We start from the raw sequence: 13567 nt of genomic DNA, 5'->3' as shown, positions 1-13567 counted from the left end.
CAAATCACACAGGGCTACGGCCTGCATCATTCCTCATATGGGTTAAGAATCCCCATTCGTGCAAGAACACGCACCTCAATTTCTTCCATCAAAGCCGCATCGCCGTCGCGAATGTGATCGAAACCCAGCAGATGCAGCACCCCGTGCACCAGAAGATGCAGGCTGTGATCGCGCAGGCTCTTGCCTTGTTCGCCGGCCTCGCGCACGCAGGTCTCATAGGCGATGGCAATATCGCCCAGACCTTCGGGCATACCGGGGGCGAAGGGTTCGGGCGGATCGGGCAGACCGCCGTCTTCCTCGGCCGCACGCTCTTCGGAGGGCCAGCTGAGCACATTGGTCGGGCGCGGTTTGCCGCGGAAATCGGCATTCAGCTGCGCGATGCGGTCATCGTTGCAGCCCAGCAGGCTGATTTCGAAATCCGCAGGGTCGAGCCCCTGATCGGCCAGCACCGCCGCCGCGGCACGTTCGGCCAGCGCCGGAAGGTCGATTTCCTCCCAGCGCGGCTCTTCGATTACAAGATCAACCAGCATCCCCGACATCGGCGCGGTCATAAGCCTCGATGATGCGCGCCACAAGGGGGTGACGCACCACGTCGGCCGCGCTGAAGTAGTTGAATGCGACGCCGCGCACGCCGTCGAGCACCCGTTCGGCATCATGCAGACCCGAGGCGGTGCCGCGCGGCAGGTCGATCTGGCTGCGATCGCCGGTGATGACCATGCGCGAGCCCTGCCCCAGACGGGTCAGGAACATCTTCATCTGCATCGTCGTTGCGTTCTGCGCCTCGTCCAGCACCACGAAGGCATTGCTGAGCGTGCGGCCGCGCATGAAGGCCAGCGGCGCGATCTCGATGCGCTTTTCCTCCATCAGCTTTTGCATCTGCTTGGCCGGCAGGAAGTCGTTCAGCGCGTCGTAAAGCGGCTGCATATAGGGGTCGACCTTGTCCTTCATGTCGCCGGGCAGGAAGCCCAGACGTTCGCCCGCCTCGACGGCCGGGCGGCTGAGGATGATCTTGTCGACATGCCCGCCGATCAGCATGGTCACACCGACCGCCACGGCCAGATAGGTCTTGCCGGTGCCCGCAGGCCCGATGCCGAAGGCCAGCTCGTTTTCGAACAGCGCGCGCACATAGGCTTTCTGCGCCTCGGTCCGCGGCTCGACCTGTTTCTTGCGGGTGCGGATCTCGTATTTGCCGGCAGCGAACATTTCCAGCTGCTCGTCCACCGTCATGCCCGCATTGCCCAGATCCGCCATGCGGATGGCGGCATCGACTTCGCCCGCGTCGATCGGCTTGCCGGTTTCCAGACGCTGATAGAGGTGATGCAGAATGCCTGCGGCCTGCGCCTGGGTTTCGGGCGTTCCCAGCACGGCAAGCTGATTGCCGCGACGCAGGATATGCACCGAAAGCTTGTGCTCGATCTGGGCCAGATTGCGGTCAAATTCTCCGCAAAGGTCGATCAACAGCCGGTTGTCGGGGAACTCCAGAAGCGTTTCATGTGCATCCGGGGTGCGAGGCGGGGGGGTGATCGCGCTAAAGCCCAAAAACGTCTCCCTGGCTAAGGTTGATACAGATATGGTGGCGCGATCCCCGCTCACACGCAAGCATTGGTTTCACCTCGGCACGGTATGATTGAAAATTTCATAAAACGGCCATGAAACAGGCCGCGCGGGATGCCGCGCGGCCTGTTTGCACAATTTTTATGCAGTCACTGCCTGAAATCAGAGCGGGTCGGCGATCGGGGTGCCCTTTTTGAACGGGCCGACCGCCGTATTGGCCGGTCCCGCGCCCGAACAGATCGGCTTGCCGTAATCGTCCACGCGCGCCGACATGTAGCCTTCGACCCCGTCGTCGATGATCCAGTGGTCACAGCCCTCGGGGTCGATCCAGACGCCCGCTTTCAGCGTGCTCAGGTGGTGTGCGTTGATGCCACGGTCGAGCGTCTTGTCGGGGCCGATCTCGCCCACCCCTTCGCCGCCCTCGCAAGCGGCCAGCAGACCAGCCGCGGCGACCATCGCCAGAATATGTTTCACAGCCATCGCCCTACCCCTTATTTCACGCAAATGATTTCGACGCGGCGATTCTGCGCCATGCCGGCCGCGGTTGCATTGGTGGCGCGCGGCTGCCGTTCGCCATACCAGTTCACCGCCAGAACCGGCGCACCGACCGATTGCGCCACCTTGGCGACGGCGACCGCGCGGCGTTCGGACAGTTTCATGTTGTATTCATCCGAAGCGCGGCTGTCGGTGTGCCCGGTGATGATGAAGCTGCGCGCCTTGGCCGTGCGGAAGAAGTTTTCCAGATAAGCGCGCCCCGAGGTGCTGATCGCCGACTTGTCGGTGGCGAACAACTGGTCGGTCGGGATCACGCCACAGACATTGCGGTGGCAGACGGGGCGGCCATCGCGCGTCTTGCGGGCATCCATATAGCCCTCGGCACCGTCATCCATCACCCAATGTTCGCAGCCATCCGGGTCGATCCAGATCGTTGGCACATATTCTTCGGAATAGACCGTTCCGCCCGCCGCGATCGGCGCGGCGGACTTGCGGTTGATCGACTGTTGCACGCCGCTTTGCGCAATGACTGCGCCAAAGCCGACATTCGTTTCGGCACGCGCCGCGACCGGAGCCAGCATCGCCCCCGCAGCCAGCGCCGCAACCGCCAGCGCCCCGGCCATCGGTTTCAGAGCCTTGGAAAAACTGTTCATTGCCGCTTCCGCCTCCTGGTAACTTTGGCGCGCCCCCCGGTGCACCATCACATTAAATTCAATTCGCGCAACACTAGCAAAACTGAGCGGTATTGGAAGCGAATTAACCCATATATTGTGGCGCAAAAGGCGACAAACCGCACCACAAACGGGGTGCGGGCGCAATTGTGGAAACGATCATGGCCTCACCAAGTCCTCGCGGCTTGGCCCCCAGCAAGGCACCAAACGCCCCGCCGCGGCGGGGCTCAGGCGGAAATGCGCTCTCCTGCCAGCGAATTGGGGGCCGACGCCGTGATTCTGACCCGCGCCAGAACGCCCTGTCCCAAGCCTTCGCCGGTCGCATGCACGGCATGCAGATAGTCGGACTTGCCGACCCACTGCCCCGGCAGGCGGCCGGGTTTCTCGAACAGCACGCCGACCTCGCGACCGACCATGCCTTCCTGTGCCGCGCGTTGCTGACGGGTAATCAGCGCCTGCAACTCCTGCAACCGGGCATCGGCCACGGCGGCATCGACCGGGGCACGGTCGGCGGCGGGGGTGCCCGGGCGGGGCGAATATTTGAACGAATAGGCCATGCCATAGCCCACCGCCGCGATCAGATCGAGCGTGGCCTGATGGTCGGCATCGGTCTCGCCCGGGAAGCCCGCGATGAAATCGCCCGACAGCATCATGTCGGGGCGCGCGGCGCGGATGCGTTCGATCAGGCGCAGATAGTCCTCGGCGGTATGCTTGCGGTTCATCGCCTTCAGAATCCGGTCCGAGCCCGACTGCACCGGCAGATGCAGATAGGGCATCAGCTTGGCTTCTTCGCCATGCGCGGCGATCAACTTGTCGTCCATGTCATTGGGGTGGCTGGTGGTGTAGCGGATGCGCTCCAGCCCGTCGATCCGGGCCAAAGCCCGCACCAGTTGCGCCAGACCCCAGTCGCCGCCGCCCAGCGCATCAGGCCCCTGCCCGTGATAGCCGTTGACGTTCTGCCCCAGCAGGGTGATCTCGCGCACGCCCTTCTCGACCAGCTTGCGCGCCTCGGTCAGAATCCGCGCGGCGGGGCGGCTGACCTCGGCGCCGCGCGTATAGGGCACCACGCAGAAGGCGCAGAACTTGTCGCAGCCTTCCTGCACGGTCAGAAACGCGGTGGGGCGGCCGCTGGCGGGGCGTTCGGGCAGGTGTTCGAACTTGTCCTCGACCGGGAATTCGGTGTCGACCGGATGCGCACCGCTGGCCGTCGCGCGCACCATGTCGGGCAGACGGTGGTAGTTCTGACTGCCCACCACCAGATCGACCAGCGGCATCCGGCGCATGATCTCTTCGCCCTCGGCCTGCGCGACACAGCCCGCCACGCCGATCTTCAGATCGGGGTTCGCCTCTTTGAACGGACGCAGGCGGCCCAGATCGGAATAGACCTTCTCGGCGGCCTTCTCGCGGATGTGGCAGGTATTGAGCAGCACCATGTCGGCCTGCGCCGGATCGTCGGTCAGCTCATAGCCCCCAGTGCCCATGTTCGCCCGCGACAGCGCCTCGGCCATCCGCTCGCTGTCGTAGACGTTCATCTGACAGCCATAGGTCTTGATATGCAGCTTCTTCGGCGCGTCCGACATGGGGCCTCCGGGGGGATTGGGCGAGGGGCAGGATCAGATGCGCCTGATACGGGATTGCGCGCAGGGCTGCAAGTTTGGGCTGGACACCCCGAAAAACGAAAGGGGGCGCAGAACTGCGCCCCTCTTGCCACGTCCCCGGCGGGCCGCTGTGCGATTGCCCGGACGGATCAATTGAACTCCTGCGGCGGCGGCTCCACAATCGCCGGAGCAGCCGGGCTCTGGGTATCCACCCCGCCGACACCCACGCCGAAATCGACGCCGCCGCCGTTCATGTCAAACCCCATGTCGACGCCCAAATACGCGCCGTCACCCAAATAGGCCACACCGACGGTCGGGCGCAGACGGCGCTGCTGGAACATGTAGTCGACGCCAGCGCTCAGCGCACCCTTGTCTTCCTCATCATTGGAAAACACCCGCGCACCGATCCCGGCACCGCCGCCGAAGACGAACGTCAGCCCCACACCCACGGCAGCATCTGCGCTGGCGGGCGTCGCCAAACCGACCGCTGCAACAAAGGCCGCTGGAACGAACAGAAAGCGAGAGACAGTCATGGCATTACCCTCCTCACAAGCTTTAAATCCTGCTGCAATGCTCTGCCTCTTGCGCAGATGTGTCAACGATCTGAATCAAATACGCCCTGAATTTACAGTATTTCCACGGTATTTCCGGCGCGGCGCCAGCTGGCGGGAGTGCGAAACCGCGCGGCACCCCGACCACGCTCGCACCTGCCCCTTTCGGCCGCAGCTCTTGCATTCCAGCCCCCCATCACCGATCCTGCCGCCAAAGCAGAAAGTGCCCGGCACCCCGGGCCGGAACGCACGGAAACAGGCATGGATTACCCCTCGCTCGCGGCATTTCTGGAACAGGGCAAGGATGTGCTGGCCAAGGGGCCGGTGGCCTTGATCCTCGTCGAGGATCTGGTCGAAGTCGAAAGCACGATCCGCCATCACCTGAATGCGGGGTTCTGCGCCGTCGTGCTGTTTGCGCCGACCGCATTGCAGCTGCCCGCAGATCTGTCTGCGGCGGTGCATCGCATTCCCTACGCCATGCACGCCCCCGACGCGCTGATCAACGCCGTCAATCCGGTGATCGCCGCCTGCCCGCCCACCACCTGGCTTTATTACTGCTACAACGCCGAATACCTGTTCTTCCCCTTTTGCGAGACCCGCAGCGTGGGCGAGCTGCTGGCCTTCCACGCCGAGGAGCGGCGCAGCGCGATGCTGTGCTATGCGATCGACCTTTATGCCCCCGATCTGGGCCGCTGCCCCAATGCCGTCAGCCTGGACGAGGCAATGCTCGACCGTTCGGGCTATTACGCGCTGGTGCGCCCCGATGCCGAGGGCAAGCCGCGCGAGCGTCAGTATGATTTCTATGGCGGGCTGCGCTGGCGGTTCGAGGAACATGTGCAAACCAACCGCCGCAAGATCGACCGCATCGCGCTGTTCCGGCCGCAGCCCGGGTTGAAGCTGCAGGCCAACCACACGTTCAACATCGAGGAATACAATACCTTCGCCTGTCCGTGGCACCACAACCTGACGGCGGCGATCGTGTCGTTCCGGGTTGCCAAGGCGTTGAAATTCAATCCCGGCTCGACCTTCGACATCCATAATTTCCGCTGGCACAATTCGGTCCCCTTCGAATGGCACAGCCAACAGCTGATGGATCTGGGACTGATGGAACCCGGGCAATGGTTCTGAGGCGCGGCGCATGACAGCGGGCGCCTTCAGCCCGCGGTCGCGCCGCCCGCGCAGGGCGCCCGATTGCCGCAGGGGGGCGCTTTGCGCTTGCCTCCCGGGCCCGGTCGCTTACCTCGGGGCCAGATCCGAAGCCCGATGACCAGAGCCCGATGACCCGTCCCCGGACCGAAACCCCGACCGCCCGTCTGGCCCAACTGGCCGCGCCCGTGGCCCCCGCGCTGCGGCGCGCTTCGGCGCTGTCGGTGCTGGCCGCCTTGATCTGGCCGCTGCAGGCCGCGCTGGTGGCCGCGGCACTGGGCGGGCTGGTGGCTCCGACCGGGCTGTCACTGCCCCCGCTCTGGGCGGCGTTCGGGTTTCTGGCGCTGGCCGGCCTGCGCGCCGCACTCGACACCCTGGCGCAGGCGGCAGCACAGCGGGCGGCCCGCGATCTGGTCGCCCAGACCCGCGACCGGCTTCTGGCCGCGGCCTGCCTGCAACGCGCGGGCGGCGCGGCCCTTTCCCCGGCGGAGCTTGCCGCACTGGTCGCCGAGAAGGCCGCAACGCTGGGCCCCTGGGCCAGCCGCTATGCCCCCGCGATGGCGCGCACACGCTGGGTGCCGCTGGTCCTGCTGGCGCTGGCGGCCACGCAAAGCTGGGCGGCCGCGCTGATCCTGCTGATCGCCGGGCCGCTCATCCCTCTGTTCATGGCGCTGGTCGGCATGGCCGCCGAGGCCGCCTCGCGCGATCAGATGGCCGAGATCGGCGCGCTCAACCGGCTGGCGATCGACCGGATCGCCGCAATCACCGACCTGCGGCTGCTGGGCGCGGGCGCGCGGGCGCAGGACGATCTGGCGCGCGCCTCGGACGATCTGCGCAGTCGGACGATGGCGGTGCTGCGCATCGCGTTCCTGTCGTCGACGGTGCTTGAGCTGTTTTCGGCGCTTGGTGTCGCGCTGGTCGCGGTGTTCGTGGGGTTTTCGCTGCTGGGCGAAATCGGTTTCGGCACCTGGGGCGGGCAGATGACGCCGGTGCAGGGCGTATTCCTGCTGATGATCGCGCCCGAGTTCTTTCAGCCGCTGCGCGATCTGGCCGCAGCCTGGCATGACCGCGCGGCTGCGCTGGCCGTGGCCTCCGAACTGACCGGGGCCGAGGCCGCGATGGCCGAAGCCGGGCAGATTCTGGGTCATGGGGCGCCCGCCCGTCCGTTGCCCGCAGCACCGCTACACTGGCACGGCCTGCGTCTGAGCCCGGGGCCCGGTGCCCCCGCCCGCGCCTTTCCCGACGGCCACATAGCCCCCGGCGAGGCGGTGGCGCTGACCGGGCCCTCGGGCGTCGGCAAAACCACGCTGCTGACCGCGCTGGCCGGTCTGGCCCATCCCGTCGGAGGGCAGATCTGCTGGGGCGATACGGTGCTGGATGACAGCAGCGCCGAGGCGATCCGCGCAGGTCTGGCCTGGGTGCCGCAAAGCCCGCGCTTTCCCGACGCACCGCTGGCCGAGGCGATCGCCCTGGGCCGCCCGGGCGATCTGGGCGCGGCGCTGGCCGCAGCGCGGGCAGAGGGTGTTGTCGCGGCCCTGCCTGACGGGTTACAAACCCGGCTCGGCGATCTGGGCGGCGGGGTTTCGGGCGGCGAGGCGCGCAGGCTTGCCGTGGCGCGCGCCCATCTGCGGCACCCGCATCTGGTGCTGGCCGACGAACCCACCGCCGATCTGGATGCCGTGACCGCGCAGGCGGTGACCGAGGGCTTGCTGGCGCTGCGGGCGCAGGGCGCGGCGCTGCTGATCGCCACCCATGACCCGGCGCTGATCGCGGCGCTCGACCGCGAAATCGCCTTGCCTGCGGAGGTCGCACGATGAATCCGCTTTGGCGTCTTGCCCTGCGGCTGACCCGGGCCGAACCGCGTGCCTTCCGGCGCGGCCTTGCGCTGTCGGCACTGGTGCTGATGATGGGCACGGCACTTCTGGGCCTGTCGGGCTGGTTCGTCACGGCCGCCGCCGCCGCGGGGGTGGCGGGTATCGGCGTGGGGTTCGATTTCTTCCGCCCTTCAGCCGGGGTGCGGTTTCTGGCATTGGGCCGCTCGGCCGCGCGCTATGGCGAACGGCTTCTGACTCATGACGCGACACTGCGCGCGCTTGCAAGTCTGCGCACCGCCCTGCTGGGCGGCATCGCACGCCTGCCAAATGAGGCGCAGGCCCGGCTGCGGGGCGCGCGCGCGCTGAACCGGCTGACGTCGGATGTCGATGCGCTGGACGGCCTGATGCTGCGGCTGGTGCTGCCCGCGCTGGCGGCACTGGCCACGCATCTTGCGGCCTTCATCGCCCTGTGGTGGCTGGTCGCGCCAGGCGTCGCAGGGGCGGTTCTGGCGATCTATGCCCTGGGCGGGGGCGCGGTGCTGCTGGTCACGGCGCGGGTGGCCCATGCTCCCGCCGAGGCGGCCGAAACCGCGCTGCAGACATTGCGCGCGCAAAGTCTGGACATGCTGCACACGCGCGCCGATCTGACGCTGGCCGGCGCACTGCAGGCCGAGCGCGCCAGAACCATGGATCAGGCCGAGGCAGACCGCACCTCTCGCGTCACCCTCGACCGGATCGAGCGCGCCGGCGCGAGTGCCAGCGCCCTGACCACCAGCCTTGCGGCCGCGGCAGCTCTGGGCCTTGGCGGGCAGCTGGCGGCGGCGGGCACGATCACCCCGGCGCAGGCCGCAATCGGCTTTTTCACCGCCCTGGCCCTGGGCGAGACACTGGGCCTGCTGCGCCGCGGGCTGGGCGAATTGGGCCGGATGCAGGCCGCCAGTGCGCGCGTGCTGGCACTGGCCGACACCCCCGCACCGGCCGCCCCGGCCGCCGCGCCCCTGCCCCGGCCCGGTGCGCTGCTGCAGGTGACCGGGCTGCGCTTCCGTCGCCCGGGTGCGGCACGCGCGGTCTTCGGGCCGCTTGATCTGGAGTTGAACCCGGGCGAGACCGTGTTGCTGTCGGGGCCGTCCGGCGCGGGGAAATCCACCGCACTGGCCTGCATCGCCGGTCTTTTGCCGCCGAGCGCCGGGCAGATCCTTCTGCGCGGCCAGCCCCTGACCGACTGGCCCGAGACCGATCTGCGCGCGGCGTTGACGCTGGTGCCGCAGCGCCCTGCCCTGATCGGCGGCACGGTCGCGCAGAACCTGGCACTGGCACTTCCCGAGGACGTGGCACTGGACGAGGCGGCGGCCTGGAGCGCGCTGCGCGCCGTCGATCTGGAACCGACGATCCGCGCCCGTGGCGGCCTGACAATGGCCCTGGGCGAAGGCGGCAGCGGGTTGTCGGGCGGCCAATCCAAACGGCTTGCTCTGGCGCGCGCGGTGCTGCGCCACCCCGCGGTGCTGATCCTGGACGAACCGACCGAGGGGCTGGACCCTGCCACTGCGGCCAGCACGCTGGCCGGAATTCGGGCCGCCTTGCCCGACTCGGGATTGCTGATCGTATCGCACCGCGCCGCAGATCTGCCCTTTGCACATCGCCATCTGACGCTGCAAACTGAGACATAGTGTCCCGATTCCCGGCCAAAGCCGCCCCAAATCCGGGCTGCGACCAAGTGCCTCTTTGATCTGAATCAGGGAAGGCGGGAAGCAACGGGCTAAGATGCATCCGCGTGAAATATTTTACCTGAATGCACCTTTTGCGCGGACCTCCCCTCCGCATTCGATCAAGGAAAGGAAGAGACGGATGGAGCTTGATATCGTCGAGCTGTCGCGGCTGCAGTTCGCCATGACAGCGATGTATCATTTCCTCTTCGTGCCGCTGACGCTGGGTTTGTCGATCCTCGTGGCGATCATGGAGACGGTCTATGTGATGACCGGGCGGCCGATCTGGCGGCAGATGACTAAATTCTGGGGCACGCTGTTCGGCATCAACTTCGTGCTGGGCGTGGCCACCGGCATCACGATGGAATTCCAGTTCGGCATGAACTGGAGCTACTACAGCCATTACGTCGGCGACATCTTCGGTGCGCCGCTGGCAATCGAAGGGTTGATGGCCTTCTTCATGGAGGCGACCTTCGTCGGCCTGTTCTTCTTCGGCTGGGAAAAACTCAGCCGCACGGCGCACTTGGTCGTGACCTGGCTGGTCGCGATCGGCTCGAACTTCTCGGCGCTGTGGATCCTGATCGCCAACGGCTGGATGCAAAACCCGGTGGGGGCTGAATTCAACCCGCTGTCGATGCGCATGGAAATGACCAGCTTCTTCGAGGTGATGTTCAACGAGGTGGCACAGGCGAAATTCGTGCATACCGTCTCGGCGGGCTATGTCACGGCGTCGGTCTTCGTGCTGGGCGTTTCGGCGTGGTACATGCTGCGCGGTCAGCATTTCGAGCTGGCCCGTCGTTCGATCGCGGTTGCGGCGGCTTTCGGTCTGGCCTCGGCCTTTTCGGTCGTCATTCTGGGCGACGAGTCGGGCTATAACGCGACGCACAGCCAGAAGATGAAACTCGCCGCGATCGAGGGCATGTGGGAAACGCAACCCGCCCCGGCCGAGTTCACCCTGCTGGGCCTGCCCGATCAGGAAGCCCGCGAAACCAAATATGCGGTGCATGTGCCCTATGTGATGGGTCTGATCGGCACCCGTTCGCTGACCACCGAAATTCCGGGGATCGACGATCTGGTGGCGCAAGCGGAAACCCGGGTGCGTTCGGGCATCGTTGCCTATGACGCGCTGATGCAGATCCGCGAAGCCAAGGGCAACGTCTCGGACGAGGTCAAGGCGACCTTCGAGGATCACTCCAAGGATCTGGGCTTTGCCTTCCTGCTCAAACGCTATGTCGACGATCCGCGGCTGGCGACCGAAGAGCAGATCGTCAAGGCGTCGAACGATACCGTGCCGACGGTCTGGCCGCTGTTCTGGTCGTTCCGTCTGATGGTGGCCCTGGGCTTCAGCTTCATCGTGGTGTTGGGTTATTTCTTCGTCGTCGCGAACTGGAAGGGCATGCAATTCCCCCGCTGGGCGCTGCGTCTGGGCGTGGCGATCATCCCCGCGCCGTGGATTGCCGCCGAGCTGGGCTGGTTCACCGCCGAATTCGGGCGTCAGCCCTGGACGGTGGATGGTGTCCTGCCGACCGCGATGTCGGTCAGTCATCTGTCGGTGGCCGATCTGGCGATTACGCTGGCGGGCTTCGTGGCCTTCTACACGGTGCTCTTCATCATCGAGATGGGCCTGATGATCAAATACATCAAAAAAGGCCCCTATATGGACGTGACGGAATCCCAGGAATGGCAGCGCAAGCACGAATTGCGGCTGCAATCCTCGGGCGACACGGCCCCCATTCCGGCGGAGTAACGCACCATGATCCTGCATGAATTTTTGAGCTTCGAACTCCTGCGCGTCATCTGGTGGCTGCTGCTGGGGGTCCTGTTGATCGGCTTTGCGCTGACTGACGGGTTCGATCTGGGCGTGGGGGCGCTTTTGCCCTTCGTCGGCAAGACCGACGCCGAACGGCGCGTGGCGATCAACACCGTGGGCCCGGTCTGGGAAGGTAACCAGGTCTGGTTCATTCTGGGCGGCGGTGCGATCTTTGCCGCCTGGCCGCCGCTTTATGCGGTCAGCTTCTCGGGGTTCTACCTCGCGATGTTCGCGGTTCTGGCCGCGCTGATCCTGCGGCCGGTGGGCTTCAAATACCGCTCCAAACGCGACAGCGCCGCCTGGCGCAATGGCTGGGACTGGGCGCTGTTCGTGGGCGGCGCCGTGCCTGCGCTGATCTTCGGCGTGGCGGTGGGTAATGTGCTGCAAGGTGTGCCCTTCCACCTGACCGACGACCTGATGCCGATGTATGACGGGGCGTTCTGGTGGAAATTCATCACGCTTCTGAACCCCTTCGCACTGCTGGCCGGGGTGGTGTCGCTGGCGATGCTGGTGATGCATGGCGCGGCCTGGCTGACGCTGAAGACCGAAGGCCCGGTGCAGATGCGCGCACGGCGCTATGGCTCCGTCGCGGGCGTGGTGGCGCTGGTGACCTATGCGCTGGCCGGGGTCTGGCTGGCCGTGGGCATCCCGGGCTATGCGATCGTGGGCACGGCGGTGACCGACGGCCCGTCCAACCCGCTGATGTCCGAGGTGGTGCGCACCGGATCGTGGATGTCGGCCTATGCCGCGCGTCCCTGGATCGTCGTGGCGCCGGTGCTGGGCTTTGCGGGCATCGCCCTGGCCACGCTGGGGCTGCGCGCGGGGCGTGAAGTCTCGACGCTGCTCTACTCCAAGCTCGGGATCTTCGGTGTGATCTCTTCGGTCGGGTTGACGATGTTCCCGTTCATCCTGCCCTCCTCGAAGATGCCCGACGCCTCGCTGACGGTCTGGGACAGCTCGTCGTCGCATCTGACGCTGTTCGTGATGCTGATCTGCGCGCTGATCTTCGTGCCGATGATTCTGGCCTACACGGCATGGGTCTACAAAGTGCTGTGGGGCAAGGTCACCGAGGCCGATGTCACCGAAAACTCCGACAGCGTTTACTGAGAAAGGACGACACGATGTGGTATTTCGCCTGGATTCTCGGCCTGCCCCTGGCGGCGCTGATCGCGGTGGTCAATGCGATGTGGCTCGAGATGCAGAACGACCGGCGCATCGCCGGCGATCACGACCCCGAGCCGTAAGCAACACGCCATAGCAGGGGCGACAATCGCCCCTGCCCCGCAATCCCGGACCGCCCTGAGTCCGGGGTGCAGGGGCCGTCCCTTTGGTTTCCAGCCGCCGGGGGCGGCCCCGTCTTTTTTCCGCACCTTGGTTTTCCGGCCGCGCCATCGCTCCGGCCGACAATAATAACCAAGTAAAAGAATCAGTATTTACAAACCTGATTTTTTCACTCAAGTTAAGCGCATCGCCAGTCACACCGACAAGCTCTGGATGAAAGGAGACCGGATATGCCGCCCGTCCACACCACCGGCCCCACGCCCCGGGCCGCCCGCCACCATCGTGCCGAGCCGCCGATTTCGCTGCGCGAAATCGTTGCCGCCCTGTGCAGCGCCCTGCCTCCCTCGGCCGAAGGGCTGGAACTGATTCTGGATCGGATCGAGAAAACGACATGAGCATCACGCAAAACTTTGACGCGCAGACGCTGGCCACGGCCCTGCCGGCGCACCATGCCGAAGCCCTGACCCGTGGCGGAAATCAGGCGCAGATCCTGCTCAACGGGCAGGTCTACACCCTGCGTATCACCCGTGCAGGCAAACTGATCTTGACCAAATAATCCCTCGGGATCGCGCCTTGGCGCGCCCCCTTCGTCGGACTGGGGCCGGGCAACCGGCCCCATTTTTTCATGCCCGACGCACCCCGCACGAAGCAGCCGCGATCAGGCCATCGAAACGGCCCAAACCGCGCGACAGGATCGCGGGGAGGTGGTTTTTCATGCGGATTTCTGGAGCGGGCGGCGGGAATCGAACCCGCGTCATTAGCTTGGAAGGCTAAGGTCTTACCATTACACAACGCCCGCGAACCGGCCCCTGACGGGCCGAAAAGTGGCGGAGTGGAAGGGATTCGAACCCTCGAGACGTTGCCGTCTGCACCCTTAGCAGGGGTGTGCCTTCGACCACTCGGCCACCACTCCGCTGAGCGGTATATTCGGCAAGGTATCGGAA

14 protein-coding genes and 2 tRNA genes are annotated in these 13567 nt (G+C 65.8%); 8 read left to right on the top strand and 8 right to left on the bottom strand.

Annotated elements, in window-relative coordinates:
• Window positions 1-26 precede the first annotated feature (26 nt).
• The 6 genes from ybeY to P2G62_RS11995 all read right to left on the bottom strand — a co-directional run bounded on the left by ybeY (window position 27) and on the right by P2G62_RS11995 (window position 4851).
• Window positions 27-530 (bottom strand): rRNA maturation RNase YbeY, encoded by a 504-nt coding sequence (gene ybeY / locus P2G62_RS12020; protein WP_275735143.1) that lies wholly within the window; start codon window positions 528-530, stop codon window positions 27-29.
• Complete coding sequence (locus P2G62_RS12015) at window positions 520-1539, bottom strand: PhoH family protein (RefSeq protein ID WP_275735142.1); 1020 nt, start codon at window positions 1537-1539, stop codon at window positions 520-522. Before P2G62_RS12015 ends, ybeY begins: the two co-directional genes overlap by 11 nt.
• A gap of 177 nt (window positions 1540-1716) precedes the next feature.
• Window positions 1717-2034 carry a hypothetical protein gene (locus P2G62_RS12010; protein WP_275735141.1) on the bottom strand — a complete coding sequence of 106 codons (318 nt, stop codon included), beginning with the start codon at window positions 2032-2034 and terminating at the stop codon, window positions 1717-1719.
• A gap of 11 nt (window positions 2035-2045) precedes the next feature.
• Entirely contained in the window at window positions 2046-2702 is a 657-nt protein-coding gene (locus P2G62_RS12005) for an OmpA family protein (RefSeq protein ID WP_275735140.1), read from the bottom strand.
• Window positions 2703-2947: 245 nt separating this feature from the next.
• Window positions 2948-4300, bottom strand: a complete 1353-nt coding sequence (gene miaB, locus P2G62_RS12000; RefSeq protein WP_275735139.1) for a tRNA (N6-isopentenyl adenosine(37)-C2)-methylthiotransferase MiaB — start codon at window positions 4298-4300, stop codon at window positions 2948-2950.
• Between the two features lie 167 nt (window positions 4301-4467).
• Window positions 4468-4851 (bottom strand): hypothetical protein, encoded by a 384-nt coding sequence (locus P2G62_RS11995; RefSeq protein ID WP_275735138.1) that lies wholly within the window; start codon window positions 4849-4851, stop codon window positions 4468-4470.
• Window positions 4852-5130: 279 nt separating this feature from the next.
• On the opposite strand from P2G62_RS11995, the gene P2G62_RS11990 reads away from it, so the two are divergent.
• The 8 genes from P2G62_RS11990 (at window position 5131) to P2G62_RS11955 (ending at window position 13179) form a co-directional block, all read left to right on the top strand.
• Window positions 5131-5997 (top strand): hypothetical protein, encoded by an 867-nt coding sequence (locus tag P2G62_RS11990; RefSeq protein WP_275735137.1) that lies wholly within the window; start codon window positions 5131-5133, stop codon window positions 5995-5997.
• A gap of 149 nt (window positions 5998-6146) precedes the next feature.
• A complete protein-coding gene (locus P2G62_RS11985; RefSeq protein WP_275735136.1) occupies window positions 6147-7832 on the top strand; it encodes an ATP-binding cassette domain-containing protein in 1686 nt (561 codons plus the stop codon).
• Complete coding sequence (locus P2G62_RS11980; RefSeq protein WP_275735135.1) at window positions 7829-9496, top strand: ATP-binding cassette domain-containing protein; 1668 nt, start codon at window positions 7829-7831, stop codon at window positions 9494-9496. Before P2G62_RS11985 ends, P2G62_RS11980 begins: the two co-directional genes overlap by 4 nt.
• 178 nt (window positions 9497-9674) lie before the next feature.
• A complete protein-coding gene (locus P2G62_RS11975; protein ID WP_275735134.1) occupies window positions 9675-11279 on the top strand; it encodes a cytochrome ubiquinol oxidase subunit I in 1605 nt (534 codons plus the stop codon).
• 6 nt (window positions 11280-11285) lie between these two features.
• Window positions 11286-12449, top strand: a complete 1164-nt coding sequence (cydB, locus tag P2G62_RS11970; RefSeq protein WP_275735133.1) for a cytochrome d ubiquinol oxidase subunit II — start codon at window positions 11286-11288, stop codon at window positions 12447-12449.
• Window positions 12450-12463: 14 nt separating this feature from the next.
• Window positions 12464-12586, top strand: coding sequence for a cytochrome bd-I oxidase subunit CydX (cydX, locus tag P2G62_RS11965; RefSeq protein ID WP_275735132.1), 123 nt, complete (start codon window positions 12464-12466; stop codon window positions 12584-12586).
• A 267-nt stretch (window positions 12587-12853) separates the two neighbouring features.
• Window positions 12854-13018: a hypothetical protein gene (locus tag P2G62_RS11960; protein WP_275735131.1), complete on the top strand. Its 165-nt coding sequence runs from the start codon at window positions 12854-12856 to the stop codon at window positions 13016-13018.
• Complete coding sequence (locus P2G62_RS11955) at window positions 13015-13179, top strand: hemin uptake protein HemP (RefSeq protein WP_275735130.1); 165 nt, start codon at window positions 13015-13017, stop codon at window positions 13177-13179. Before P2G62_RS11960 ends, P2G62_RS11955 begins: the two co-directional genes overlap by 4 nt.
• Before the next feature lie 169 nt (window positions 13180-13348).
• Here P2G62_RS11955 and P2G62_RS11950 read toward each other — a convergent pair.
• Together P2G62_RS11950 and P2G62_RS11945 are read right to left on the bottom strand one after the other, a co-directional pair.
• Window positions 13349-13422 (bottom strand) — tRNA-Gly (locus tag P2G62_RS11950).
• A gap of 26 nt (window positions 13423-13448) precedes the next feature.
• A tRNA-Ser gene (locus P2G62_RS11945) sits at window positions 13449-13536 on the bottom strand.
• Between the last annotated feature and the right edge of the window lie 31 nt (window positions 13537-13567).

It is taken from the genome of Paenirhodobacter sp. CAU 1674 (genome assembly GCF_029222945.1).
GTDB lineage: Bacteria > Pseudomonadota > Alphaproteobacteria > Rhodobacterales > Rhodobacteraceae > Rhodobacter.
The sequence above is the reverse complement of the archived record's forward strand: the minus strand, read 5'-3'. Positions and strand labels throughout refer to the sequence as shown.